Source organism: Kitasatospora sp. NPDC101447, from assembly GCF_044767225.1.
GTDB lineage: Bacteria > Actinomycetota > Actinomycetes > Streptomycetales > Streptomycetaceae > Kitasatospora.
The window spans coordinates 301,487-327,525 of record NZ_JBIWNL010000007.1 but is presented as its reverse complement, the minus strand read 5'-3'; the positions used below and the strand labels follow the sequence as shown (position 1 = coordinate 327,525).

Below are 26,039 nucleotides of genomic sequence, written 5' to 3'. Positions count from 1 at the left end.
CTCAGACAGTCAGAGGGTGTTGACCCAGTTGGTCAGCAGGGCGGCGCCGGCGTCGCCGGACTTCTCGGGGTGGAACTGGGTGGCCCACAGCGGACCGTTCTCGACGGCCGCGACGAACGGCTGCCCGTGCGTGGCCCAGGTGACCAGCGGCGGGTTGATCCGCGCGCTGTGGACCTCCAGGTCCCAGTGCCGCACGCCGTAGGAGTGCACGAAGTAGAAGCGGGTCTCCGGGTCGAGGCCGGCGAACATCCGGCTGCCCTCGGGCACGTCCACGGTGTTCCAGCCCATGTGCGGGACGACCGGGGCCTCCAGCGGCTCGACGGTGCCCGGCCACTCGTCGCAGCCGGCCGTCTCCACGCCGTGCTCGACCCCCTTCTCGAAGAGGATCTGCATGCCGACGCAGATGCCCATGACCGGGCGGCCGCCGGCCAGGCGGCGGCCGATGATCCAGTCCCCGCGGACCGACTTCAGCCCGCGCATGCAGGCCTCGAAGGCACCCACGCCGGGGACGAGCAGGCCGTCCGCGGCCATCGCGGTGTCGTAGTCGGAGCTGACCGTGACGTTCGCCCCGGTCCGCTCCAGGGCGCGCTGCGCGGATCGGAGGTTGCCGGAGCCGTAGTCGAGGACGACGACGTTCTTGCCCATGTTCAGGTGTCCAGTCTCTCTACGGCGGGTCTTACAGGCGCATGAGGCCGGAGGCCAGGCACATCACGGCACCGAACGCCAGCACCAGGATGACGCTCTTCGACTGCTTCTGCTTCCAGAAGGAGATCACCCCGCCGGCCAGGAAGAGGCCGACGAAGATGAGGATCATCGCGATGTTGTTCACAGCGCACCCTTGGTCGACGGGAGGATGCCGGCCGCGCGCGGGTCGCGCTCGGAGGCGTAGCGCAGCGCACGGGCCAGCGCCTTGAACTGGCACTCCACGATGTGGTGGGCGTTGCGCCCGTACGGCACGTGGACGTGCAGCGCGATCTGCGCCTGGGCCACGAAGGACTCCAGGATGTGCCGGGTCATCGTGGTGTCGTAGCTGCCGATCATCGGCGCCATGTTCTCGGGCTCGGTGTGCACCAGGTAGGGCCGGCCGGAGAGGTCCACGGTGACCTGGGCGAGCGACTCGTCCAGCGGCACCGTGCAGTTGCCGAAGCGGTAGATGCCGACCTTGTCGCCGAGCGCCTGCTTGAAGGCGGCGCCGAGCGCGAGGGCGGTGTCCTCGATGGTGTGGTGGGTGTCGATGTGCAGGTCGCCGTCGGTCTTGACGGTGAGGTCGAACAGACCGTGCCGACCGAGCTGGTCGAGCATGTGGTCGTAGAAGCCGACGCCCGTGGAGATGTCGGTCCGACCCGTGCCGTCCAGGTCTATCTCGACCAGGACGGAGGTCTCCTTGGTGGTGCGCTCGACGCGTCCGATGCGGGACATTCGGGGTTACAGCTCCTTGATCACAGTGCGGACGGCGTCCAGGAAGGCGTCGTTCTCGGCGGGCGTGCCGGCGGTGACGCGCAGCCACCCGGGCACGCCGTTGTCGCGGACCAGGACGCCCTGGTCGAGGATGGCCTGCCAGACGGCGTGGGTGTCGACGAAGCGGCCGAACTGGACGAAGTTGGCGTCCGAGTCGGTCACGTCGAGGCCCATCCCGCGCAGCGCGTCGACCAGCCGGTCGCGCTCCTCCTTGAGCCGGCCGACGTACCCGAGCAGGGTGTCGGTGTGCTCCAGGCAGGCCAGCGCGGTGGCCTGGGTGACGGCGGACAGGTGGTAGGGCAGGCGGACCAGCTGGACGGCGTCCACCACCGCGCGGTCGGCGGCCAGGTACCCCAGGCGCAGCCCGGCCGCGCCGAAGGCCTTGGACATGGTGCGGCTGACCACCAGGTTGGGGCGGCCCTCGATCAGCGGCAGCAGCGAGTCCCGGTGCGAGAACTCGACGTAGGCCTCGTCGACGACGACCAGGCTGGGCCGGGCGGCCTGGGCGGCCTCGTACAGCCGCAGCACGGTGTCGGCCTCGACGGCGGTGCCGGTCGGGTTGTTCGGCGAGCAGACGAAGACGACGTTCGGCCGGTGCTCGGCGATGGCCGCGAGGGCGGCGTCCACGTCGATGGTGAAGTCGTCGTTGCGCGGGCCGGAGATCCAGGCGGTGCCGGTGCCCCGGGAGATCAGCGCGTGCATCGAGTACGAGGGCTCGAAGCCGAGCGCGCTGCGCCCGGGGCCGCCGAAGGTCTGCAGCAGCTGCTGGAGCACCTCGTTGGAGCCGTTGGCGGCCCACACCTGTTCGCGGGTCACGGCGAAGCCGGTGGTCCTGCCGAGGTACGCCGCCAGGCCCTCGCGCAGCTCGACCGCGTCCCGGTCGGGGTAGCGGTTCAGCCCGCGGGCGGCGTCGGCGACGCGCTCGGCGATCCGGGCCACCAGCTCCTCGGGCAGGGGGTACGGGTTCTCGTTGGTGTTCAGCTGGACGGGGACGTCCAACTGCGGGGCGCCGTACGGGGACTGGCCGCGCAGTTCGTCCCGGATGGGGAGGTCGTCGATGTCCGTCACGAGCCGGGTACCGTCCAGTCGAAGCGGGCCTTGACGGCGTCCCCGTGGCCGGGGAGGTCCTCCGCCTCGGCCAGGTTGACCACGTGCGCGGCGACGTCCGCCAGCGCGTCCCGGTCGTACTCGACGACCTGGACGCCGCGCAGGAAGGTCTGCACCGACAGTCCGGAGGAGTGGCAGGCGCAGCCGCCGGTCGGCAGCACGTGGTTGGAGCCGGCCGCGTAGTCGCCCAGCGAGACCGGGGTCCAGCGGCCGATGAAGATCGCGCCCGCGTTGACGACGCGCTCGGCCACCGCGTGCGGGTCGCGGGTCTGGATCTCCAGGTGCTCGGCCGCGTACGCGTTGACCACGGCGAGGCCCTGGGTCAGGTCGTCGACCAGGATGATGCCGGACTGCTTGCCGCCGAGCGCCTCGGCGACCCGCTCGCTGTGCTTGGTCCTGGCGACCTGCACGGCCAGCTCGGCCTCGACCGCGTCGGCCAGCTCCGGGGAGTCGGTGACCAGCACCGAGCCGGAGGTCGGACCGTGCTCGGCCTGGCTGATGAGGTCGGCGGCGACGTCGGACGGCAGCGCGCTGTCGTCGGCGAGGACGGCGATCTCGGTCGGACCGGCCTCGGAGTCGATGCCGATCCGGCCGGCGAAGTAGCGCTTGGCGGCGGCCACGTAGATGTTGCCCGGGCCGGTGACCATGTTCACGGGGGCGCACTCCTCGGTGCCCAGCGCGAACATCGCGACCGCCTGGGCGCCGCCGACGGAGTAGACCTCGTCGACGCCGAGCAGCGCGCAGGCCGCCAGGATGGTCGGGTGGACCTGCCCGCCGAACTCCTTCTGCGGCGGGGAGGTGACCGCGATGCCGCGGACGCCCGCCTCCTGGGCCGGCACCACGTTCATCACCACGGAGGACGGGTAGACCGCCAGACCGCCCGGCACGTACAGACCGACCCGCTCGACCGGCACCCAGCGCTGGGTGACCGTGCCGCCCGGCACCACCCGGGTGGTGTGCCCGGTGCGGCGCTGGTCCGCGTGCACGGCGCGGGCCCGGCGGATGGACTCCTCCAGCGCGGCGCGCACCTTCGGGTCCAGCGTCTCCAGGGCCTCGGTCAGCTGCTCGGCCGGGACACGGGTCGACTCCAGCCGCACGCCGTCGAAGCGCTCGGTGATCTCGATCAGCGCCGCGACCCCGCGATGGCGTACGTCCTCGGCGATCGGCCGCACCTTCTCCAGTGCGGCCGCCACGTCGAACTCGGCACGGGGCAGCAGGTCACGCGGGTCGTCGAGCGAGCCGCGGAGGTCGATTCGAGAGATCACGCCACCCAGTGTAAGGAGTGACCGGAATCGCTGGTCCCTCATTTCAGTCCGTGATACGAAAGGCGAGACGACCGGGGGACGGGGGAAACCATGGCGGATCGCGCTCCAGAGGGCTGGACCGACACCGAACGCGAGGTGTGGGAGGCCTACCACCAGGGCGAGATCCTGGACCTCCGCAGTGGCGAAGCCGACACCGACGACCCCTTCGGCGACGCCGTCTGGGGCGCCCGGCGCACCGTCCGCGCCGAGGTGCTCGCCCACCTGCTGCTGGCCGGCCCGGAGCCCGCCCCCGGGCACGTCGCCTCGCTGCGCCTCAGCGGCGTCCTGGTCACCGGCGCGCTCAACCTGGCCGGCGCCGCCATCGGCGCCTACGTCGAGCTCCACAACTGCCGCTTCGAGCACAAGATCCTCATCTCCGAGGCGGCGACCTCCACGCTGCGCTTCGTGAACTGCCTGGTCCCCCGCCTGGAGGCCTCCCGGCTCTCCACCACCGGCGACCTCCACCTCGCCCGCTGCCGCTTCCCCGACGGCATCCGGCTCACCGACGCCCGGATCGGCACCGACCTGCTGCTCAACCAGGCCGTCATCGGCGGCGACCGCTACGGCCGCGCCGTCTCCGCCGACGGGATCACCGTCAACCAGGACTTCGAGGCCGAACGGATGGAGACCACGGGCGAGTTGAGCATCCGCACGGCCCGCATAGGCGGCCGGCTCTCGCTCCGCGGCGCCCAGCTGCGCGCCGACCGGCGGCTCAACCACACCTGTCTCAACGCCGTCCGGGTCACCGTCGGCCACACCCTCTACCTGACCGGCTCGGCGGACCTCGGCTGGGTCGGCTCCCGCGGCTACTACGGCTCCGGCTACGGCGAGACCCCTCCGCCCGACGGCCCCGTCACCCCCTTCCGCGCCTTCGGGCGGGTCCGGCTCTCCGACAGCCGCTTCGATGGCGCCTGCCTGATCTCCGGCGAGTTCCACCTGGAGGATGACGACGAGCTCTCGCTGCGCCGCATCCACACCCCCGAGCTGCGCTTCACCTGCAGGTTCCGCCCGACCGGCACCGTCTCGCTCTCCCGCGCCCGGGTCGGCAACCTGGTCGACACCCCGCAGGCCTGGCCGCTCGGCAAGCACCTGGGCCTCACCGGCTTCGTCTACGAGAACCTGCGCCCGAGCACGGCCTTCCCGGTCCACGAGCGGATCGCGTGGCTGGAGGGCTCCTCCGTCGAGTTCCAGCCGGAGTCCTACGAGCAGCTGGCCGCCGCACTGCGCCGCGACGGCGCCGACGACGACGCCCGCGAGGTGCTGTACGCCAAGCAGCGCCGCCGCCGCCGGACCCTGCCGCTGCCCGCCCGGACCTGGGGCGCCGTCCAGGACCTCACCGTCGGCTACGGCTACCGCCCGGGACGGGCGGGCCTGTGGCTGCTGCTGGCCTGGATCGTCGGCAGCCTCTGGTTCTCCACCCATCCGCTGGACCCGCTCAAGGCCGACGAGCGCCCGCACTGGAGCCCGGTGCTCTACACCCTCAACCAGCTGCTGCCGATCGTGGACCTCAACCAGGGCGGCTGGAACCCGGGCGGCCTGTCCCAGTGGATCTCCGCCGCGCTGGTGATCATCGGCTGGCTGCTCGCCTCCACCGTCGTCGCGGGCGCCACCCGGATGCTGCAGCGCGGGTAGCCCGGACGGCCCGGGCAGCCCGGACGGCTCGGCGCCCCGGGCGGTTCGGGCGGCGCCGACGGCGCCGATGGCACCGATCGTCGCGGGCGAGCGACGAACGGCGGGTCGGGGGAACTACGCTGTCCGCCGTGACAGAACGGCTTCCGCTCTTCCCGCTGAACACCGTGCTCTACCCGGGCCTGGTGCTGCCCCTGAACGTCTTCGAGGAGCGCTACCGCCGTCTCGTCGCCGACCTGCTCGAACAGCCCGAGGACACGCCGCGGCGCTTCGGCATCCTCGCGATCAAGGACGGCCGCGAGGTCGCCCCGGTCCGGGCCGAGGAGGGCCCGGCCGGACCGCTCGACGGCCTCGGCACCGTCACCGGGGACCCGCTGGAGGCGATCTTCCCGGTCGGCTGCGTCGCCGACGTCGCCTCCGCCCAGCACCAGCCGGACGGCCGCTACGAGCTCCTGGTCACCGGCACCACCCGGTTCCGGCTCCACTCGGTGGACGCCTCCGGTCCGTACCTGACCGGCGAGATCGAGCCGATCGAGGAGCACCCCGGCGAGGGCTCCGGCGCCCTGGCCGCCGAGGTCGAGCGGGCGTTCCGGGTGTACCAGAAGCGCCTCGCCGGCGCCCGCGAGGCCAGCACCGTCGGCCGTCAGGACCTCCCCGACGACCCGCAGGTGCTCTCCTACCTGGTCGCCGCCGCCTCGGTGTTCGAGACCCCGGTCAAGCAGCAGCTGCTCGCCTGCCCGGACACCGCCCAGCGCCTGCGCACCGAACTCGACCTGCTGCGCCGCGAGACCGCCGTCCTCACCTGGCTGCCCTCGCTGCCCGCCGTCGACCTCACCCGCCAGTCCTTCAGCCCCAACTGACCCAGGAGCCCCCGGACCCCGCATGGCCAAGAAGACCAAGAAGGGCGGCCAGGGCACGCCCGCCACCGTCGCCCTGGAAGCCGCCGCCGTCCCGTTCACCGTGCACGCCTACGACCACGACCCGGCCGCCGCGTCCTACGGCGGCGAGGCGGCCGAGGTCCTCGGCGTGGCCGCCGAGCGCGTCTTCAAGACCCTGGTGGCCGACGTGGACGGCACCCTCACCGTCGGCGTGGTCCCCGTCGCCGGGCAGCTCGACCTCAAGGCGCTGGCCTCGGCGGTCGGCGGCAAACGCGCCGCGATGGCCGACCCCGCCGCCGCCGAACGCAGCAGCGGCTACGTCCGCGGCGGCATCTCCCCCCTGGGCCAGCGCCGCCCGCTGCGCACCGTCATCGACGCCAGCGCCCTCGCCCACGCGACCGTCTACGTCTCGGCGGGCCGCCGGGGCCTGGAGGTGGAGCTCGCCCCCACCGACCTCATCGCCCTCACCGGGGCCCGGACCGCCCCCATCGCCCGCTGACAGCCCACTCCCCGAGAGGGCACTGGACGAACCGGGAGCCCGCGCCCCCGGAAACGCCACAGGGCGGAAGCCCGGGGCCCGTACCGGACCACCGACCCTCCGCCCTGCGCCGAGCCTCAGACCCGGTCCTGCGGCCCCTGCGGGCTCTGCGGGCTCTGCGGCCCCGCCGGACCCTGCGGCCCCATCGGAGCCTGCGCCGTGGGCGCCCAGTACGGCGGCGGGTCCTCCTCCCGCTTCCCGACCGCCGCCGAGAGCGCGAGCAGCAGCACCATCGCCGCCATCGGCCACACCAGCAGCGCTCCCAGCGCCCCGAGGTCGATGTTCGCGTCGAAGTGTCCGCCGTTGCCGACCCGCCGGGCCTCCGCGATCAGGTCCTTGCTCGGCCCGAGCCACCGCCCGATCCGCCAGGCCCCCACCGACCCGAGCAGTCCGCCGACGACCAGCCCGAGCGCGACCGCGATGCCGCCCCCGCGCCGCCGGGTGACCAGGAACGCGCCGAGCGCGGTCAGGATCCCGGCGCCCAGGCCGATGATCGCGAACACCGCGTCGGCCCCGGCCCGCTGCTCGCCCTCGGGGTCCGCGTAGAGGATCCGGTCGCCGTCCACGACCAGCGGCACCTTCGGCGCCAGCCACACCCACAGCGCGGCCATCACCAGCCCGGCCACCAGGCAGGCGACGACGATCCCGGCCCCGATCCGCACCTCCGGCAGCAGCCGCTGCACCAGCGAGGTCCCCTGGGCGCCGGACGCGTCGGACGCGACCCCCTGCGGAGGCGCGTACGGGTCGGGCGCGGTGCCGGGCGCGGCGACGGGCACGGCGTCTTCCGGCGCCGCCTGCACATCGGTGTGGGCGGGATCCGGAGGTGTGTTCGGTACGGTCACAGGCCCCATCGTTTCACGACAGCCCCCGGAAGGGCCCAACCACCCGTTCGGCCCTTACCGGGAGACGGCCCGCCGGTACGCCCAGGTGGCCACGGCCAGCGACACCACGCCCACCCCGGCGCACACGCCCAGGTCTGCGAGCACCATCGCCCAGTCCGGGTCCGGCGTGAAGGTCCGCGCGAAGGCCTCCACCCCGTACGTGGAAGGCAGCAGGTCCCGCAGCCACAGCACCGGCTGCGGCAGGTGGTCGACCGGCAGCACGCCGAGCAGCAGCGCGGCGGACATCCCGAGCTGCCCGAGCATGGTCGCGAGCTCCTGCCGGGGCGCCAGCAGCCCGCAGGCGGCCCCCAGCCCGGACAGCGCGGCCCCGGCGAGCGGCACGACCGCCAGCAGCACCCACAGCTGCCCGAGCGGCAGCCCGAACATGACGGCCCCGACGGCCGCCGTGACCACCGTCCCCGGCAGCGTGAACGAGGCGTACGCGGCGGCCGCCCCGAGCACCACCGACGCCGCCGGCACCGGCAGCGTCGCGTAGTGGTCCAGGCCGCCGGTGGCCCGCAGCTTCCCGAAGTACTGGGCGAGCAGGTTCAGCGCGACGAACGCCACCACCAGCACGCTCGACCCGGCGACCACCGACCGCGCCGCCGAGGACTGCCCGGCCTCCACGACGCCCCGCATCATCACCAGGATGCCGAGGGACTGGAAGGTGGCGACAAACAGCAGCGGGATCCGCGCGACCCGCGCCCGGGCGAGCTGCGCCCGGTACACGGCGGCGAGGGCCGGCAGCAGCCGGGCCGCGGGGGCGAGCGGGGCGGGCCCGGCCGAGGTCCGGCCGGTCCGCGGCGGCGCCGAGAGCAGGGTCACTTGGCCAGTCCTCCGTGGCGGCCGCCCAGCTTGAGGTAGGCGTCCTCAAGGCTCGGGGTGGCGAGGGTGAAGTCGTCGAGCGCGGCGAAGGCCGGGCCGGTGGTGACGGCGGCGACCAGTTCGCGGGCCTGCTCGGGGGTGGTGCGGACGGTCCAGCGGCGGCCGGTGCACTCGGCCCGCTCGCGCAGCGCGGCGACGGCGGGCACGCCGACCGGCGCCTCGTCGCGCCAGACCAGGTCGAGCCGGACGTCGCCGTCCACGAGCGCCTTGAGTCCGCCGGGCGTGTCGCAGGCGATGACCCGGCCGTCGTCCACCACGGCGACCCGGTCGAGCACCGTCTCCGCCTCGATCACGTTGTGGGTGACCAGCAGCACGGTCGTCCCGTGCTCGGCGCGGCGCCGGTCGACGGCGCTCCACACGGCCCGCCGGGCGACGGGGTCCATGCCGGTGGTCGGCTCGTCGAGGACGAGCAGCGGCCGGTCCCCGACCAGGGTGGCCGCGAAGCAGGCGAGCCGCCGCTGCCCGCCGGACAGCTTGGCGAGCGGCCGGGCGGCGATGGCGGTCAGCCCGAGCTCGTCCAGGACGTTCCCGGCCTCGGTCCGGGCCCGGGCCCGGTCGAGCCCGCGCAGCCGTCCGGTCGTCTCGGCGGCGAGCGCGACCGTCAGCTCGTCCAGCGCGGTGGATTCCTGCCCGAGGTAGCCGAGCAGCCGGGCGGCCCGCTCGGGGTGCCGCACGACGTCGTGGCCGAGGAGTTCGACCGTTCCGGAGTCGGGGCGCAGCAGACCGGTGATCTGGCGGACCAGCGTGGACTTGCCGGCGCCGTTGGGTCCGAGCAGCCCGAAGATCTCACCCTGCCGGACGGTGAGGCTGATCCCGTCGTTGGCCCGGATCTCGGTGGCGGCCGCGCCGCGCCCGCTGCGGTAGGTCCTGACCAGGTCGCGCACGACGACGCACGGCGGGGTTTCCTCGGGTGCTCGCCCGGCCGTCTCACTCACGACCGGAGACTCTACGCGCTCATACGGGCGAACCGGACACGGGGCCCGGTCGCCGGAGGCCTCGGTCACGCCCGGCCGCCGGTCGGGTGCCCGTCCGTCACCGTCCCGGTCGCCGCCCCGGGCACTCCGGTCGCCGCCCTCGGCCCCCCGGTCGCCGCCTCAGTCGTCGACGACCATCGATCCGCCGGGCACCCTCGCGGCCATCTCCTTCCAGAACCCCGCCCGGATGGCGTAGCGGTCGTGCTCGTCGATCTGGTCGTCCTTGTGCGCGAGCAGTCCGAAGCGGGCGGCGTAGCGGAGCAGCTCGCCGTCGACGCGGTGCGGGATGCGCGGGTAGTCGGGCCACAGCACGGTGAGCCGTTCGAAGTCGCCGATCCGGTCGCTCCAGCGGCGGGCGAAGACCTGCCCGACCTCGTGGGCGTCCCCGCCGATGGAGGTGATGTCCTCCTCGCGGTCGGCCCAGCGCTGTTCGGCGGTGGTGAGCTGGGCGAGCGTGGGCAGGTTGTCGCCGGCGGTGACGGCGGGCTCCGGGGCGGGCCGGTCGACCCAGCCGCGGTCGGAGGACCACCGCAGCACCGGCCCGGCCTGCGCGACGGCGCCGTGCCCGTTCGTGCCGTGCCCGTTCGCGCCGTGGCCGTTGGTGCCGTGCCCGTTCGTAGCGTGGCCGCCGTGCCCGTTGACCGCGTGGCCGACCGCCCCGTGCCCGTTCGCCGCCGGGGTGATCGGTGTGACGGACGGGGCCCGCCCGGCGAGGTCCTTCGGGGTCGGGACGACCTTGAGCGCGGCCGCCGACTGCGGCCGCTCGTCGCCGGCCGGGGCGGTCGCCGCCGCCACCGCCGCCGGGCGGACCGCCGGAGCCACGCCGGGCAGCGCGGCCGGGGCCGCCGGCGGGGCGGCGAGGATCTTGGCGATCTCCTGCCGCGCCCCGGGTGCCGGGAAGAGGTTGGAGTTGTCCCGCAGCGAGAACGAGCCCTCGATCCACTCCCGGTCCAGCACCCGCCGCTCGTCCGCCTCGCCGACCAGGTCCTCGGACTGGTTGAAGTCACCGTCGGCGGCCTGCAGTGCCCAGAGGTGGACGGCGACGCCGTGCTCCTTGGCGGTCATCATGCCGGGCAGCAGGTCACCGTCGCCGGTGATCAGTACGACGTCGGCGCAGGCCCGGTTGCGGGCGAGTTCGGAGAGCTCGGCGTGCATCGCGGCGTCCACGCCCTTCTGCACCCACCGCCCCTCCGCCCGGGTGAGCGCACCGAGCCGTACGGTGACCCGGGGCAGCACGCGCAGCCGGCGGTGCTCGGGCATCGGACGCCGGTCGGGTGCGGCGTCGAACCAGTAGATGCGCAGCAGCGGCAGCCCGGTCTCGGCCTCGGCGCGTTCGCGTAGCGCGGTGATGAGGGCCGTGTGGTTCACCGTGACCTTGGACCGCGACGGATCCCCCGCGAGCAGGCTGGCGGCGGCGCCCAGCAGGTATCCGGCGTCCACCAGGACGACACAGCGGTCCATCGCGCACCTCTTTCCGCTCGCCCTCGGAGTCAGTCGGGTGGGTCGTTCGGGGTGGGCGGTCCGCCCTCCGTACGGGCGTGCCGAGGTGAGGGGCCCCCGTCGTCGCCCGATCGTTGGGTCACCTTTTACCCGGGGTTCGCCCGCCGAACCTTGCCGGATGTCCCGGTACCGCAACAGCCGCCCCAACGGCGCGCAAAGAACGCGAAGGCGGGCCCCGTTCAACGACGGAGCCCGCCCGGGGTCACGCGGCGGTGCACCGGCCCTCGGGCCCGGGGTCCGTCCCCGGGCTCCGAGTTCCGGGGTTTCAGGCCTTGAGCTCGGCGGCGACCAGCTCGGCCAGCTGGACGGCGTTGAGCGCGGCGCCCTTGCGCAGGTTGTCGTTCGAGACGAACAGCGACAGGCCGTTGTCCACGGTCTCGTCGACCCGGATGCGCCCGACGTAGCTCGGGTCCTTGCCCGCGGCCTGCAGCGGGGTGGGGATGTCGGACAGCTCGACGCCGGGGGCGCCGGTGAGCAGCTCGACGGCGCGCTCGGGGCTGATCGGGCGCTCGAAGCGGGCGTTGATCTGCAGCGAGTGGCCGGAGAACACCGGGACGCGCACGCAGGTGCCGGCGACCTTCAGTTCCGGGATGCCGAGGATCTTGCGGCTCTCGTGGCGGAGCTTCTGCTCCTCGTCGGTCTCGTTGGAGCCGTCCTCGACGATGGAGCCGGCCAGCGGCACCACGTTGAAGGCGATCGGGCGCTGGTAGACCTTGGGCTCGGGGAACTCGACCGCGTCGCCGTCGTGGGCGAGCCCGGCGGCGCCGTCGATGACCTTGGAGGCCTGGCCCTGCAGCTCGGCGACACCGGCGACGCCGCTGCCGGAGACGGCCTGGTAGGTGGAGACGACCAGCGCGGCCAGGCCGGCCTCCTCGTGCAGCGGGCGCAGCACGGGCATGGCGGCCATGGTGGTGCAGTTCGGGTTGGCGATGATGCCCTTGGGGCGGTCCGCGACGGCCTCGGGGTTGACCTCGGAGACCACCAGCGGGACCTCGGGGTCGCGGCGCCAGGCGGAGGAGTTGTCGATGACGACGGCACCGGCCGCGGCGACCTTGGGGGCGAGGGCCTTGGAGGTGGCGCCGCCGGCGGAGAAGATCACGATGTCGAGGCCCGTGTAGTCGGCCGTGGTCGCGTCCTCGACGGTGACCTCGGTGCCCTGCCAGGGCAGGGTGCGCCCGGCCGAGCGGGCCGAGGCGAACAGCCGCAGCTGCTCCACCGGGAAGTCACGGTCCGCCAGGATCTCGCGGACCACGCTGCCGACCTGGCCGGTGGCACCGACAATGCCGATCTTCATTTCCGACTACTCCTCTGAATGGTGCTGTTCACAGCCGCACTCTGCCCATCATGCCTTGTCCCGCGGGCGGGGCGACCTGCCGTTTCACTGCTTGAGAGGGGGGCCACCACGCGGGAGGCCCTCCGGACGGGCGGAGGTTAGCGGTCCAGACCATTCACCAGGTCCAGCGCAGCGCGGACCTCCGCCGCTCCCGCCGGGAGCAGCGGCAGCCGGACGTCCGGGGTCGGGATCCGCCCCTGGGCGTGCAGCACGCCCTTGGTGACCGCCGGGTTCGGCGCCGCGAAGGCGGCCAGGGCCAGGCCGGTCAGCCGGTGCCCGAGGGCCCGTGCCCGGTCGACATCCCCGGCCTGCCAGGCCTGCGCCAGCTCCACGAACCGGCCGGTGGCCAGGTGGGCGGAGGCGAGGATGCCGCCGGGCCCGCCGAGCGCCATCATCGGCGAGAGGAAGGCGTCCTCCCCGGCCAGCACCGCGAACCCGGCGGGGGCGGCGGCGAGCAGCTCCACGCCCGCCTGGTCCAGCCCGCCGGTGGCGTACTTGACGCCCACCACGCCGTCGATGGCGGCGATCTCGCGCAGCGCGGCGGCCGACAGCTGCTGCCCGGTGCGGTACGGGATGTGGTAGACGACCAGCGGCAGCGGGCTGCTCGCGGCCAGCGCCCGGAAGTGCGCGACCGTCCCCGCCTCGCCGGGCCGTACGAACGCCGGGACGGTGACCAGCGCGGCCGTCGCCCGCGGCACCCGCGCGGCGAGCGCGGCCAGCGACTCGGCGGTCGCCCCGGTGTCCCCGCCGTGCGCGCCGACGATCAGCTGCGCCCCGCGCGTGGCGCAGGCGGCCGCGGCGACGTCCACCACCGCGTCCCGCTCCTGCGCGCTCAGCGCGGCCGGCTCACCGGTGGTGCCGAGCGCGACCAGTCCGGCCGCACCGGCGTCGAGCAGCTCGTGGGCGAGCTTCTCCAGCGAGTCGAGGGCGACGCTGCCGTCGGCGGCGAACGGGGTGACGAGGGGGACGTAGATGCCCTTGAGTTCCATGTCCACGATCCTGCGGCCGCCGTCACCGCAGGTCCAGTTCACATTTCCGACGCTTCTCGTAAGCTGAGCCGATGCTCGACGTCCGACGCCTGCGCCTGCTGCGCGAACTCGCCCACCTCGGCACCATCGCGGCCGTGGCCGAGGCGCTGTCCTTCAGCCCTTCCGCGGTCTCCCAGCAGCTGTCCGTCCTGGAGAAGGAGGCCGGCGTCCCGCTGCTGGAGCGCACCGGCCGGCGGGTCACCCTCACCCCGGCCGGGCGCAACCTGGTCCGGCACGCCGAGTCGGTGCTCGCCCTGCTGGAGCAGGCGGGCGCCGAACTCGCCCACGCCAAGCGGGGGTTGGCCGGTCCGCTGCGGATCGGCACCTACCCCTCGGCGGCCCGCGCGATCATCCCGGCGGTGATGGCGGAACTGGCCGCCTGGCACCCCGGGCTGGAGCCGATGGTCACCGAGGTCGACCCGGCGGCCGTCGGCGCGGCCCTGCGCGCGGGCGAGCTGGACGTGGCCCTGGTGCACGAGTACGACCTCGTCCCGGCCGACCCCGAGCCCGGCCTCGCGGCGACCCGCCCGGTCTTCACCGAACCCATGTACCTGGCCGCCCGCACCCCGGGGACGATCGCCGAACAGCGCGGCGCGCCCTGGATCATGTCCCCGCCCGGCACGCTCTGCCACACCATGGCCGTCCGCGCCTGTGAGGCGGCCGGCTTCGCCCCCCGGATCCGCCACCAGATCGACGACTTCACCACCGTCCTCGCCCTGGTCGCCGCCGGGCAGGGCGTGGCCCTCGTCCCCCACCTCGGCACCGCCCAGCCCCCGCCCGGCGTGGTCCTCACCCGACTCCCGATGTACCGCCGCACGCGCGCCGCCTTCCGGGCCGGCGCCGGCTCCCACCCGGCCATCTCCGCCTTCGTCTCGGCGCTCCACACCGCGGTACCGCCGGGCCTCGGCAGCGGCTCCTGAAGCCGGGAGTAGAAGTTCCCCGCGCCCGGAAGGGGCACGGGGAACCACGCGCAGCGGAAGGCCGCCGCCCGCACTCAGGATCCGCCGGTCGGGCGCACCCGCAGGGGCCTCACACCACCAGACAGCTGGGCCCGAGCAGCTGCTTCAGGTCCCCGAACAGCGCCGGGTCCGACTTCACCCGGTGCCGGTCGAGCCGCAGCACCGTCGTCTTGGTGCGGCTCTCCAGCCGCACCCGGACCTCGGTGGTGCCCCGGTGGCTCCCCAGCACCTCCCCCAGTCGCGCCACCAGCGGCGGCGTGACCTTCCCGCTCGGGATGTTGATGACGATCGGTGCCTCGGCGTGCGCGTTCGACAGGTCGGGGACGGACAGTTCCATCCCCATCAGCCGCGGCACGTCCTCCCGCTTGTCGAGCTTGCCGCGCACGAACACCACGGCGTCCTCGACCAGTTGGGAGGACACCAGCTGGTAGCTCGCCGGGAAGAACATGCAGTCGATCGAGCCCGCCAGGTCCTCGACGGTCGCGATGGCCCAGGCGTTGCCCTGCTTGGTCATCTTCCGCTGGAGGCCCGAGATGATGCCGCCGATGGTGACGATCGTGCCGTCCGGCCGTTCCGCGAGGTCGGCGACCGCGCAGTCCGCCTTGTCGGCGAGCACGTGCTCGATGCCGTGCAGCGGGTGCGAGGAGACGTACAGGCCGAGCATCTCCCGCTCCTGGGTGAGCAGGAAGGCTTTCTCCCACTCCTCCTCGGAGAAGACGACGTCGAGCCCGAAGCTCGGCTCGTCGGCCGTGGCGTCGCCGCCGAAGAGGTCGAACTGCCCCTCGGCCTCCTTGCGCTTCACACCGACGACGTTGTCGATCATCGGCTCGAACTGCGCGCTGAGCCCCTTGCGGGTGTGCCCGAGCGAGTCGAAGGCCCCGGCCTTGATCAGCGATTCGACGGTCCGCTTGTTGCAGACCACCGACTCGACCTTGTCCAGGAAGTCGGGGAAGGAGGAGAACTTCCCCTTGGTCTTCCTCGTCCGGATCATCGAGTCGACCACCGGCCCGCCGACGTTGCGGATGGCGGTGAGGCCGAAGCGGACGGTGTCGTCACCGTGCGGGGTGAAGTCCGAGTCCGACTCGTTGACGTCCGGCGGAAGGACGTTGATGCCCATCTTGCGGCACTCGTTGAGGTAGACCGCGGACTTGTCCTTGTCGTCCTTGACGGACGTGAGCAGGCCGGACATGTACTCGGCCGGGAAGTTGGCCTTGAGGTAGGCCGTCCAGTACGAGACCAGCCCGTAGCCCGCGGTGTGGGCTTTGTTGAACGCGTAGCCGGAGAAGGGGACGAGGACGTCCCACACCGCCTGGATGGCCGCGTCGGAGTAGCCGCGCTCGCGGCAGCCCTTCTGGAAGGGGACGAACTCCGCCTCCAGGATCTCCTTCTTCTTCTTGCCCATGGCGCGGCGCAGCAGGTCGGCCTGGCCGAGCGAGTAGCCGGCGAGGATCTGCGCGGCCTTCTGCACCTGCTCCTGGTAGACGATCAGGCCGTACGTCGGCCGGAGCACCTCCTCCAGGGGCTTCTCCAGCTGCGGGTGGATCGGGGTGATCTCCTGCTGGCCGTTCTTGCGCAGCGCGTAGTTGGTGTGGGAGTTGACGCCCATCGGGCCCGGTCGGTACAGCGCCAGGACGGCCGAGATGTCCTCGAAGTTGTCGGGCTTCATCAGGCGCAGCAGCGAGCGCATGGGGCCGCCGTCGAGCTGGAAGACGCCGAGCGTGTCACCGCGCGAGAGGAGCTCGTAGGTCGGCTTGTCGTCCAGGGGCAGATCAAGCAGGTTGATCTTGATGCCCTTGTTCTTCTCGATCGCCTTGACGGCGTCGTCCATGATCGTCAGGTTGCGCAGGCCGAGGAAGTCCATCTTGAGGAGGCCGAGCCCCTCACAGGTGGGGTAGTCGAACTGCGTGATGGTGACGCCGTCGGTGTGCCGGGTCCAGACCGGGATGTGGTCGGTCAGCGGCTCGGCGGACATGATGACGCCGGCGGCGTGCACGCCGGGCTGGCGGATCAGGCCCTCGATGCCCCGCGCGGTGTCGATGACCTTCTTGACGTCCGGGTCGGTCTCGTACAGGCCGCGGATCTCGCCGGCCTCGCTGTAGCGCGGGTGCGAGGAGTCGGTGATGCCCGACAGCGGGATGCCCTTGCCCATGACGTCCGGCGGCATGGCCTTGGTGATCCGGTCGCCCATCGCGTACGGGTAGCCGAGGACCCGCGAGGAGTCCTTGATGGCGGCCTTCGCCTTGATGGTGCCGTACGTGACGATCATGGCGACCTTGTCGGACCCCCACTTCTCCGTCACGTAGCGGATCACGTCACCGCGCCGGCGCTCGTCGAAGTCGATGTCGACGTCGGGCATGGAGATGCGCTCGGGGTTGAGGAAGCGCTCGAAGATCAGGCCGTGCGGGATCGGGTCGAGGTCGGTGATGCCCATCGCGTACGCGACCAGCGAGCCGGCCGCCGAACCACGGCCGGGGCCCACCGCGATGCCCTGGCTCTTGGCCCACATGATGAAGTCGGCGACCACGAGGAAGTACGCCGGGAACCCCATCTGGATGATGGTGTCCATCTCGTACTCGGCGAGCTTCTTGTGCTCCTCGTCGTACCCGCCCGGGAAGCGCCAGTCCATGCCCTCCCAGACCTTGGACTTGAAGAAGTCCGCCTCGGACTCGAAGCCCTCCGGGATGGGGAAGCGGGGCATGAGGTTCTTGAACTTGAACATGCCCTCGGTGTCGACGCGCGAGGCGACGAGGAGCTGGCTGTTGCGGCAGCCCTCCTGCCAGGCGTCCGAGGAGTCCAGCGCGTACATCTCGGCGGCGGACTTGATGTAGTAGCCGGTGCCGTCGAAGCGGAAGCGGTCCGGGTCGGAGAGGTTCTTGCCGGTCTGGACGCAGAGCAGCAGGTCGTGCGCGCCGGCGTCGGCCTCGGTGGTGTAGTGCGAGTCGTTGGTGACGACCGGGGGGATGTTCAGCTTCTTGCTGATCTCCAGCAGCCCGTCGCGGACCCGCTTCTCGATGTCGAGGCCGTGGTCCATCAGCTCCAGGAAGTAGTTCTCCTTGCCGAAGATGTCCTGGTAGTCGGCGGCGGACTTCACGGCCTCGTCGAACTGGCCCAGGCGCAGCCGGGTCTGCACCTCGCCGGAGGGGCAGCCGGTGGTGGCCATCAGGCCGCCGGAGAGCTCGGAGATCAGCTCCTTGTCCATCCGGGGCCACTTCACCAGCCAGCCCTCGGCGTAGGAGCGCGAGGTCAGCTTGAAGAGGTTGTGCAGGCCCTCCTTGTTGCGGGCCCAGATGGTCTTGTGGGTGTACGCGCCGGACGCGGAGACGTCGTCCTTCTTCTGGTGCGGCTGGCCCCACAGGATGCGCTTGGTGTTGGAGCGCGACTCGGGGGCGACGTACGCCTCGATGCCGATGACGGGGGTGATGCCGGCGTCGGTGGCCTGCCGGTGGAACTCCGCGGCGCCGTACATGTTGCCGTGGTCGGTCATCGCCACGTGGGTCTGACCGAGGCGCTCGACCTCCTTGAACATCTGCTTCAGCCGGGCGGCACCGTCCAGCATCGAGTACTCGGTGTGGACGTGCAGATGCGCGAACGGCTGGTCGCTCAAGGCGGGGCCTCCGGAGGCTCTGGTGCTGGTCTGGTGGGCCGGCGAACGCGCGGGTCACAGGGAGGGGAAGCCCTGGAAATGGATGTGGCCCGGACCGTCTCACGGGGTCCGGACCATCACTCACACGTTCACGCGTCTACTCTAGCCCGCCGTCGAGCCGCCGCCGAGCCGTGTCGCGGCGGCCTTCCGGACGGCCGAGTGCTCCATCGGGTCGTCCCGCAGGCGGGCCAGGCGGTCCCGGACGTCGGGGCGGTCGGGGGCGTGCTCGACGCCGAGCAGCCGGGCTCGCGCTTCGCAGTCCCAGAGTGACTCGGCGTACGCCTCGGCCGTGCCCGCGGAGCCGAGCGCCGCCAGTGCCTCCAGGTACGACGGGCGCTCGTGCGAGTGCGGCGTCCACAGCCAGAAGCGGCGCAGGAGGGAGATCGCCCCGGCGGCCTGCGCACCGGCCCGCGCCAGCCCGCGCGCCGTGCGCATCGGGCCGCACCAGGTGCCGTCCACCCAGTCCCGCTCCAGCTCGGCGAGCAGCGCCGGGACGTCCGGCTCGTCTCCCGGCCCGTCCGGCGGCGCCACGACGCGGAGCTCCCCCTGCCCCGCCTCCTGCGCCTCCGGTGCCTCCGGTGCCTCCGGTGTCTCCTGTGTCTCCGGCGGCAGGTGCGCCCGCAGCGCGTCCCGGGCTTCGGCCGAGCCGCCGCGGGCCAGCAGCGCCAGCACACCGGCCGCCCGGTCGCGGGTCCCCTCGTCCCCGGCCAGCATCCCGACGACGGGGGCGAGCGGCAGCTCCAGGTCCCGGACCAGCCGGGCGAGGTAGAGGTGGCGGTCGTCCAGCGCGGCGTCCCAGCGCCACTCCCAGCGGATGCAGCCGTACACCAGGTCGGCGGCGGCCGCCGGGTCCTCCGCCGCCATCGTGGCGCCCAGGCCGCGACCGCGCTGCAGCAGCCCGGGGAGGGTGTTCGGCGGTGCGTACTCGTGTCTCCGCTGTGTCACGTGGTCCATCGTGCCGCAGCCCCCGATCGCCCGGACAACACCCTCCGGCGCCGCCCTCCGGCGGATCGCGGACCGGCACCGGCGATCCCTCAGCCCAGGCGGTCGACCGGCTGGCGCACGACGGTCTTCAGCTTCCCGGGCGCCGTCCTGCGCGGGTCGCCGAGGTGGACCTCGTGGTGCAGGCCCGACGGCCGCAGGCCCTCGGCCCCCGGGCGCCGAGGCCTGGCCGATCAGGCCGCGCGCCCCGACCCTCACCCGCCACCCGGCGGACCACCGCCGCGGCGGCGTGTCGAGTGGCGATTCCCCTCCGGCGACGAAATCGTGACCGGCAGCAAAACCCACCGGAAAGGGTCAAAATGCCTGAAGTCACCACCCCGTACGCGACCGGCACGCCCTGCTGGGTCGACCTGATGGCGAAGGACCAGCAGGCCGCGCTGGACTTCTACCGCGACCTCTTCGGCTGGCAGGGCCAGCCCGGCCCGGCCGAGTTCGGCGGCTACGCGGTCTGCGAGCTCGCCGGCAAGGCCGCGGCCGGCATCGGCCCGGCGATGTCCCCCGAGGGGATGCCGGAGCCGCCGACCGTGTGGAACAGCTACCTGTCCACCACCGACGCCCAGGCCACCCAGGACGCCATCGTCTCCGCCGGCGGCACCCTGCTCGTCCCGGTGGTGGACGTCGGCGACCTGGGCCGGATGCTGATCGCCGCCGACCCGCAGGGCGCGGTCTTCGGCGCCTGGCAGCCCGGCGAGTTCTTCGGCGCCCGAGTGGTCAACGAGGCCGGAGCACTGACCTGGAACGAGCTGCACACCGGCGACATCCCCGCCGCCACCGCCTTCTACGGCGAGGCGTTCGGCATCGAGATCGAGCCGCTGGCCGGCGCGGACTCCTACTGGGAGCTGCGGGTCGGCGGCCGCGCGGTCGGCGGCGCCACCCTCCTCGCCAACGACCCGCCCGGCACCCCGGCGCACTGGCTGACCTACTTCGCGGTCGACGACGTCGACTCCACCGTGGACGCCCTGGTCAAGCGCGGCGGCACCGTCCTCGCCCCGCCCTTCGACATGGTGGCCGGCCGGATGACCGTCGTCGCCGACCCCCAGGGCGCCCCCTTCGCCATGATCAAGCCCGGCCCGATGTAGCCCAACCCCACCCCCCGGGCCGGGGACCGCCCGTCCGGACCACTCGGGCGGGCGGGCCCCGGCCCTCACCCGTCCGCGCCAACTTCCGCCCACGTCAACACCCTTGAGGTGAACGAACCACTCCTGCTTGACTGACCACCGTGACCGACGCCACCGACACCACCGCCACCACCGAAGCCCTCGGAGCCCTCCTCAGCCGCCACCGGGTCGCCAACGGCACGCGCTGGGTCAACGCCGCGTGGGCCCTGCCGATCGGCGTCCTCACCTCCTGGCTGGGCCTGTGGGCCCTGCTCGGGAGCAGCGACGACGGCTCCTCCGGCGGCGGCCAGGGGCTCGGCGTGGCGCTCGGCCTCGGCGTGTGCGGGCTCGGCATCGGCCTCACCCAGGCCGTACGGGCACTGCGCGGTGGCGGCGGCGAGTACTTCGACGTCCACGAGCACGGCCTGGTCCACGGCAATGCCCGCGGCCCGAAGGGGAGTTGGCGCTGGCCCGAGGTCGTCGCCGTCACCGTCCCGACCCGCCGGGACTCGGTCGGCGCCTTCGCCCACCGCTTCGGCAACGACTACCGCTGCATCCTGACCCTGGTCGGCGGCAAGCGGGTCCGGATCGACGGCCTGGCCACCAGCGCCCCCGCCCTGGGCAACGCCGTGATCGACCACTGCCCGAACGCCCGGCTGCTCACCGGCGAGGAGTGGACCCGCAAGGCGGGCGGCTGGCTGCTCCTGGCGGCCGCGCTCTGCGTCGGCGCGATCATCGCGATGGTCACCTACATCTCGGGCCACCCGGACGGCGAGAAGGTCACCGTCGACGCCAACGGCAACACCGCCCACGACTTCGTCCAGGGCCTGGACGACGGCACGATCATGCTCCTCGGCCTCGGCATGGTCGCCTGCGGGATCGCCGCCGTCACCTGCCTCTCCCTCTTCGTCCACGGCCGCGCCCGCCGCCCCCGCTGAGCCCCTGAACCCCTGGCTCCCCGAACCGGCTCCCCGGCCCGAAATCCCTTTGCCCCGCCGCCCTTTGCGGCGGACACTCGCCCCATGCTCGGATTCACACGGACCGACAACGAAGCCCTCGTCTCCTGCCTGGGCGACCCCCAGCGCACCGTCGCCGCCTACCACACGCTGCTCGGCCGCGGGGCCGACGCGCTGGACGCCATCCGCACCGGTCTCTCCCACGCCGACCCGGCCATCCGGGAGGGCTGCTGCCGCCTCCTCGACCACCTGGTCGACCTGGACTCGATGGACCTGCTCATCGCCATGGCCGACGACCCGGACGCCCGCGTCCGGACCGCCGCCTTCCACGCCCTGGCCTGCGACCGCTGCAAGGACGACGCCTGCGCCCCCGGCGCGGACCGCGTGCTCGCCCCGGCGCTGCGACACCTGGCCACCGACCCGGACCCGCACGTCCGCGCGATGGCCGCCGAACTCGTCGGCAAGTTCGTCCACACCGATCCGCGCGCCCTCGCCGCGCTGCAGGCCTCGCACGACGGCGATCCGAACCCGACCGTCCGCAAGAAGGCCGGCTGGTTCATCCCGGGCGGCCCGATCCACAAGCGCACCCGCCCGCGCTGAGGCCCGGCGCCCCGGAGTTCGGTGCCCGGCGCGCGATGCGCGATACGCAGGAAGTCGGCCCGTCCGACCTCCTGCGCACCGGCACCGCCCGTCCGCCCACGTACCCCTACGGCCGCCCTACGGCCTACCGCCGGGCGGCCCGCAGCCACAGCGCGAGCCCGAGGCAGAGCAGGCACGCCCCGGCCAGCACCAGCGGGATCACCACCGCCCCGCCCGACCCGCCGAGCGCCCCCACCACCGCCGGTACGACGGCGTTGCCGAGCATGCAGCAGAGCGTCAGCACCGAGGTCGCCTGCTGCGGCACCGCGGCCACGCCGGAGACCCAGGCGATCAGGGTCGGCAGCACGGGCGCCAGCGCCAGCCCGGCCAGCGGGTAGGCCACCACCGCGAGGTGCGGCACGGCGGCCAGCGCGAGCGCGCCGAGCCCGGCGGCCAGGTAGGCCGGCAAGGTGGTCCGGCCCGGCAGCCGCCTGGTCAACTGCGGGACGACCAGCCGCCCGACGGCCATCCCGGCCCAGAATCCCGAGGCCGCCGTCGTCGCGGCCTGCGTGCTCCAGCCGTCGCGCACCAGCTGGGTCGACTGCCAGGTGCCGATGCTGGTCTCCATGCCCGCGTACACCAGGCCGACCAGCAGGAACGGGAGCAACTCCAGCCCGATCCAGGCACGTTGGCCCCCGCGACCATCCGCGTCCCCGCCCGCGTCCCCGCCCGCGTCCCCGCCTGTGGTCCCGCCCGCGTCACCGTCCGCACCGGTCGCGGCTCCGGGCGCGGCTCCGGGCGCCGCGAGCACCGCCCCCGCGCGTCCGACCAGGAAGCACGGCAGCGCGCACACCGCCGCCGCCAGCGCGAGCAGCCGGATGTCCGTGTGCCCGACGGCCCCCGCGGCCAGCGGGCCCAGCATCGCGCCGATCCCGAAGACCGCGTTCAGCCGGTTGACCATCACCACGCTGTTCCCGGCGAACCCGCGCGCGAACGCCGTGTTCAGGGTGAGCGCCAGCCCGCCGTAGCCGATGCCGGTGACCGCCGCGCAGCAGAGGTAGGCGGTCCAGCCCGGACTGGCCGCCATCCCCGCGGCGCCCGCCGCGAAGACCGCGAGCAGGACGGGCGGGGCCGCCCGGACGTTCAGCCGCCGCCCGAGCAGCCCGATGCAGACCGTCGCCGCGAGCGCCCCGAGGTTGTACGCGGAGACCACCCGCCCGACCTCGTGCTCGGCGCCGAACCGCTCCCGCAGGAACGGGAGCGAGGCGCCGAGCGAGGCGGTGAGCACACCCAGGACGAGGAAGACGCAGAACGCCGAGACCGCCGCCGACCCGGCCATCACCGGCGTCGCGGCCGGCTCCTCCTCCGCCGCCGGTCCCGGCGCGGTGTCGACGAGGGCGGGGGTGGACTCGGCCCGGCGCAGCTCAGTCACCGTCGGGTCCGACCGCGAGCGCCACGGTGACCCGCCCGTCCGGGTCGGTCAGCGTGATCGCCCCGCCGGCGCCGCCGTGCTCCACCAGCAACGCGGTGAAGTCCGGCACCGCGACCACCGCGCCGGCCTCGACCAGGGCCGGCCCGCCGATCCCGACGCACACCGACCCGGCGGCGACGGCCGAGCGCACCCCGCTGATCGAGTCCTCGAAGACCAGCGCGCGTTGCGGCCGGATCCCGAGTCCCCGGCAGGCCGCCAGGTACGGGTCCGGGTGCGGCTTGCCCCGCTCGACGTCGTCCCGGGTGACCCGCACCCGGAAGACGTCGAGCAGGCCGAGCCCGCCCAGCGCGTTGTCGATCTTCCGGGTCCAGCTGCTGGTGGCCAGGCCGATCGGCACACCCGCGCGCCAGAGCCGGGTGGCGAGCCCGTCCGCACCGGCGACGGCCCGGTAGGGGGCCTCCTCCTCGACGGTGTCCACCTCGGCCCAGATGGCCTTCCGGTCGGCGTCCGAGTGGTCCGGGAAGATCAGCCGCACCGTCTGGTCGCCGGTCCGCCCGTGGACGTACTCCTCGACCTCCGGGTCGGCCAGCACCCGGCCGTGGCGCCGGGCCACCGTCCGCCACGCCTCCTCGATCACGGGCCTTGAGTCGATCAGGACCCCGTCCATGTCGAAGACGACGGCCTCGACCTCGTACCGCGTTCCCGCTTGCGGCTGCATCGGTCTCCTCACTCGGCTTTTGCGCCATACGGTCTGACGACAGTTCAACTCCCATCGGCCGGACGGTCAACTGGACTAGACCTCACAGCGAGAATCCGCCCACCCGACCGACCCGGCCCCGGCCACCCGGACCCCGGAGCTCCGGGCTCCGGGCTCCGGGCTCCGGGCTCCGAGCTCCGGGCTCCGGGCTCCGGCCCGCCGGCCTAGCCCGCCTGCCGCGCCATGAAGCCGTCGGCGGAGTCCTTCCAGACCAGGTACACGTCGTCCACCAGCAGCAGGTCGATCACCTCGTCGGCCAGCGGGTCCAGCGCGTCCCGGTGCGACCCGACGATCGGCTCCTCGTGCTTGTTGAACGAGGTGTTCACCAGCGCCGCCTGGCCGCTGCGGTCGTACCAGGCCATCAGCAGGCCGTGCAGGAACGGGTCGTCCTGGGAGCGGACGATCTGCGGCCGAGCGGTGTTGTCGACGTGCACCACCGCCGGGCAGGCCTTGGCGAACGGCTCGTGGCAGTCGTAGGTGATGGTCATGAACAGCGCGGCCGGCTGCTCCGGCTCCCAGCCCACGTAGCAGTCGGCCGCCAGGTCCTCGGCGGTGATCGGCGCGAAGGGCATGAACTCGGTACGGTTCAGGCGCTTGTTGAGCCAGTCGTTCATGGTCACGTCGGCGGTGCCGTAGATGACGCTGCGCCGGCCGAGGGCGCGCGGGCCGAACTCCATCCGGCCGCGGTAGGTGCCGATGACCTGGTCCGCGTCCAGCGCGGCGAGCAGGACGTCCTGCATGGACTCGCCGAGCCGGCGGTAGCGCAGCTCGGGGTAGTCCCGCAGGATCTCGTCCAACCGGCCCTCGGAGATCGCCGCGTCCGGCCCGAGCGCCATCGAGGGCACCCGCGGGCGCTCGCCGGTCTCCCGGTGGGCCACGATCACGGCGGTCTGCAGCGGCAGCCCGCCGTCACCCATCGGCGGCAGCACGTAGACGTTCCGCACGCCCTCGGTCTCGAAGATCCGCTGGTTGAGCTTGACGTTGGCGAACACCCCGCCGGACAGGCAGACGTTCCCGCTCGGCGCCCGGCCGATGTGCCGCGCGACCACGGCGGTCAGCAGGTTCTCCACGTGCCGCTGGGCCGCCGCCGCGACGTCGGCCGGCTCGTGGGTGGAGATCTCGGCCAGCAACTCCTCGGAGTAGCCCTGGTAGGACGGCTGGTACCAGTCGCCGCAGCGGGCCCGGATGGCGCCGTTCTCCTCGACGTCGATCATGCGCCGCATCAGCGGGAGCAGCTTCTCCGGGTCCCCGTTGGCGGCGAGGCCGGTGATCTTGCCCTCGTGGCGGTTGGGCCGGAAGCCGAGCAGCTTGGTGATCCGGCCGTAGAAGTAGCCGAGGCTGTCGATCGAGGTCTCGCGCTGGAGCACCTCCTCGCCGCCGGGGAAGTAGTGCGTGACGGTCAGGGACTGGAAGTCCCCGCGGCCGTCGCAGGTGACCACGAGGGCGTCGTCGAACGGGGAGCAGAGGAAGGCGCCCAGGCCGTGCGACTCGTGGTGGTCGACGTGAACCACCTTGCCGCGCAGTCCGTTCTCCTCGATGAAGGCATCGAACTCGCCGCGCTTCTCGCGGTCGTTCAGAATTTCGTCGGATATCCGCTTGCGGAGGTGCGGAAGCGCCTCCGGGCGAAGCCTGGCCTCCTCCGAAATTCGGTCCACGTAGAGCAACAGGTGCTTTTCGGCGCTGAATCCCGCCTGCCATCCGTAGGCCACCCGGTCGACATCGGAAAGGCTGACGCCGGCCTCCTTCAGGACGTAGTCGATCGACTGCTCCGGCCAGGTCTTGTGGTCCTTGACCCGGGAGAAGCGCTCCTCGCTGACGGCCGCGACGACCGTACCGTCCTGGACCAGGCAGGCGCCGGCCAGGTCGTTGTTGGTGATTCCGAGAACGAGCATGTGCCGCTCCGATGCTTGAGTCGCGGGAAATGGCCCGACGGCATTTCCACGGATTTGCGAGCTGGTGAGGCTGGAGTGCACCGCGACTCTATGGAGAGGTTTCCCGGGAGATCAACGACGCCGTGGGGAATCCGGTCAACCTGACCGGCCGTCGGACGGTGACGCCGGGACGGCCGTCTGGTTAACAACAGTTCGTAGCGTGATCAT

Annotated in this window: 23 protein-coding genes; 7 read left to right on the top strand and 16 right to left on the bottom strand. The window is 73.0% G+C overall.

The window, feature by feature from the left end; translation table 11 throughout:
* Positions 1-9: 9 nt before the first annotated feature.
* From hisH to hisD, 5 genes are read right to left on the bottom strand one after another with little or no spacing between them, the layout of a single operon-like run.
* The gene (gene hisH / locus ACIRST_RS13930; protein ID WP_402802431.1) at positions 10-645 is read right to left on the bottom strand and encodes an imidazole glycerol phosphate synthase subunit HisH; all 636 of its coding nucleotides are present in this window, start codon (positions 643-645) and stop codon (positions 10-12) included.
* Positions 646-676: 31 nt separating this feature from the next.
* On the bottom strand, positions 677-829 hold the full coding sequence (locus ACIRST_RS13925; RefSeq protein ID WP_350522463.1) for a hypothetical protein: 153 nt from the start codon (positions 827-829) through the stop codon (positions 677-679).
* Positions 826-1,419, bottom strand: a complete 594-nt coding sequence (hisB, locus tag ACIRST_RS13920) for an imidazoleglycerol-phosphate dehydratase HisB (protein WP_218198172.1) — start codon at positions 1,417-1,419, stop codon at positions 826-828. The genes ACIRST_RS13925 and hisB overlap by 4 nt, the downstream gene beginning before the upstream one ends.
* A gap of 6 nt (positions 1,420-1,425) precedes the next feature.
* Positions 1,426-2,526, bottom strand: coding sequence for a histidinol-phosphate transaminase (locus tag ACIRST_RS13915; RefSeq protein WP_402802430.1), 1,101 nt, complete (start codon positions 2,524-2,526; stop codon positions 1,426-1,428).
* A complete protein-coding gene (gene hisD / locus ACIRST_RS13910) occupies positions 2,523-3,830 on the bottom strand; it encodes a histidinol dehydrogenase (protein WP_350522465.1) in 1,308 nt (435 codons plus the stop codon). The genes ACIRST_RS13915 and hisD overlap by 4 nt, the downstream gene beginning before the upstream one ends.
* 90 nt (positions 3,831-3,920) lie before the next feature.
* On the opposite strand from hisD, the gene ACIRST_RS13905 reads away from it, so the two are divergent.
* From ACIRST_RS13905 to ybaK, 3 genes are all read left to right on the top strand, one after another.
* The gene (locus ACIRST_RS13905) at positions 3,921-5,501 is read left to right on the top strand and encodes an oxidoreductase (protein WP_402802429.1); all 1,581 of its coding nucleotides are present in this window, start codon (positions 3,921-3,923) and stop codon (positions 5,499-5,501) included.
* A gap of 128 nt (positions 5,502-5,629) precedes the next feature.
* The gene (locus tag ACIRST_RS13900) at positions 5,630-6,358 is read left to right on the top strand and encodes an LON peptidase substrate-binding domain-containing protein (RefSeq protein ID WP_350522467.1); all 729 of its coding nucleotides are present in this window, start codon (positions 5,630-5,632) and stop codon (positions 6,356-6,358) included.
* 22 nt (positions 6,359-6,380) lie between these two features.
* Positions 6,381-6,875 (top strand): Cys-tRNA(Pro) deacylase, encoded by a 495-nt coding sequence (gene ybaK, locus ACIRST_RS13895; protein WP_350522468.1) that lies wholly within the window; start codon positions 6,381-6,383, stop codon positions 6,873-6,875.
* 116 nt (positions 6,876-6,991) lie between these two features.
* Here ybaK and ACIRST_RS13890 read toward each other — a convergent pair whose 3' ends face one another.
* From ACIRST_RS13890 to ACIRST_RS13865, 6 genes are all read right to left on the bottom strand, one after another.
* Positions 6,992-7,756, bottom strand: a complete 765-nt coding sequence (locus ACIRST_RS13890) for a hypothetical protein (RefSeq protein ID WP_350522469.1) — start codon at positions 7,754-7,756, stop codon at positions 6,992-6,994.
* Positions 7,757-7,810: 54 nt separating this feature from the next.
* The gene (locus ACIRST_RS13885; RefSeq protein ID WP_396547568.1) at positions 7,811-8,620 is read right to left on the bottom strand and encodes an ABC transporter permease; all 810 of its coding nucleotides are present in this window, start codon (positions 8,618-8,620) and stop codon (positions 7,811-7,813) included.
* The gene (locus ACIRST_RS13880; protein WP_396547570.1) at positions 8,617-9,615 is read right to left on the bottom strand and encodes an ABC transporter ATP-binding protein; all 999 of its coding nucleotides are present in this window, start codon (positions 9,613-9,615) and stop codon (positions 8,617-8,619) included. Before ACIRST_RS13880 ends, ACIRST_RS13885 begins: the two co-directional genes overlap by 4 nt.
* Positions 9,616-9,774: 159 nt before the next feature.
* Positions 9,775-11,115, bottom strand: a complete 1,341-nt coding sequence (locus tag ACIRST_RS13875) for an NYN domain-containing protein (RefSeq protein ID WP_350522471.1) — start codon at positions 11,113-11,115, stop codon at positions 9,775-9,777.
* A gap of 304 nt (positions 11,116-11,419) precedes the next feature.
* A complete protein-coding gene (locus tag ACIRST_RS13870; RefSeq protein WP_350522472.1) occupies positions 11,420-12,448 on the bottom strand; it encodes an aspartate-semialdehyde dehydrogenase in 1,029 nt (342 codons plus the stop codon).
* Between the two features lie 137 nt (positions 12,449-12,585).
* Positions 12,586-13,518, bottom strand: coding sequence for a dihydrodipicolinate synthase family protein (locus ACIRST_RS13865; protein ID WP_402802428.1), 933 nt, complete (start codon positions 13,516-13,518; stop codon positions 12,586-12,588).
* Between the two features lie 29 nt (positions 13,519-13,547).
* On the opposite strand from ACIRST_RS13865, the gene ACIRST_RS13860 reads away from it, so the two are divergent.
* On the top strand, positions 13,548-14,435 hold the full coding sequence (locus tag ACIRST_RS13860) for a LysR family transcriptional regulator (protein WP_350522473.1): 888 nt from the start codon (positions 13,548-13,550) through the stop codon (positions 14,433-14,435).
* A gap of 109 nt (positions 14,436-14,544) precedes the next feature.
* On the opposite strand, the gene dnaE is transcribed toward ACIRST_RS13860, so the two are convergent.
* On the bottom strand, positions 14,545-18,078 hold the full coding sequence (gene dnaE, locus ACIRST_RS13855; protein ID WP_350522474.1) for a DNA polymerase III subunit alpha: 3,534 nt from the start codon (positions 18,076-18,078) through the stop codon (positions 14,545-14,547).
* A 141-nt stretch (positions 18,079-18,219) separates the two neighbouring features.
* Entirely contained in the window at positions 18,220-19,062 is an 843-nt protein-coding gene (locus ACIRST_RS13850) for a hypothetical protein (RefSeq protein ID WP_402802426.1), read from the bottom strand.
* A gap of 356 nt (positions 19,063-19,418) precedes the next feature.
* Here ACIRST_RS13850 and ACIRST_RS13845 point away from each other — a divergent pair, with 356 nt between their 5' ends.
* From ACIRST_RS13845 to ACIRST_RS13835, 3 genes are all read left to right on the top strand, one after another.
* Entirely contained in the window at positions 19,419-20,198 is a 780-nt protein-coding gene (locus tag ACIRST_RS13845) for a VOC family protein (RefSeq protein WP_402802424.1), read from the top strand.
* A gap of 140 nt (positions 20,199-20,338) precedes the next feature.
* Entirely contained in the window at positions 20,339-21,154 is an 816-nt protein-coding gene (locus ACIRST_RS13840) for a hypothetical protein (RefSeq protein WP_402802423.1), read from the top strand.
* An 84-nt stretch (positions 21,155-21,238) separates the two neighbouring features.
* Complete coding sequence (locus ACIRST_RS13835) at positions 21,239-21,772, top strand: HEAT repeat domain-containing protein (RefSeq protein ID WP_402802422.1); 534 nt, start codon at positions 21,239-21,241, stop codon at positions 21,770-21,772.
* Between the two features lie 124 nt (positions 21,773-21,896).
* Here the strand turns inward: ACIRST_RS13835 and ACIRST_RS13830 are convergent, their stop codons facing one another.
* The 3 genes from ACIRST_RS13830 to ACIRST_RS13820 all read right to left on the bottom strand — a co-directional run bounded on the left by ACIRST_RS13830 (position 21,897) and on the right by ACIRST_RS13820 (position 25,832).
* Positions 21,897-23,183: an MFS transporter gene (locus ACIRST_RS13830; protein ID WP_402802421.1), complete on the bottom strand. Its 1,287-nt coding sequence runs from the start codon at positions 23,181-23,183 to the stop codon at positions 21,897-21,899.
* Complete coding sequence (locus ACIRST_RS13825; protein ID WP_402802420.1) at positions 23,176-23,901, bottom strand: HAD family hydrolase; 726 nt, start codon at positions 23,899-23,901, stop codon at positions 23,176-23,178. The genes ACIRST_RS13830 and ACIRST_RS13825 overlap by 8 nt, the downstream gene beginning before the upstream one ends.
* A 203-nt stretch (positions 23,902-24,104) precedes the next feature.
* Entirely contained in the window at positions 24,105-25,832 is a 1,728-nt protein-coding gene (locus tag ACIRST_RS13820; protein WP_402802419.1) for a carbamoyltransferase, read from the bottom strand.
* Positions 25,833-26,039: the final 207 nt, after the last annotated feature.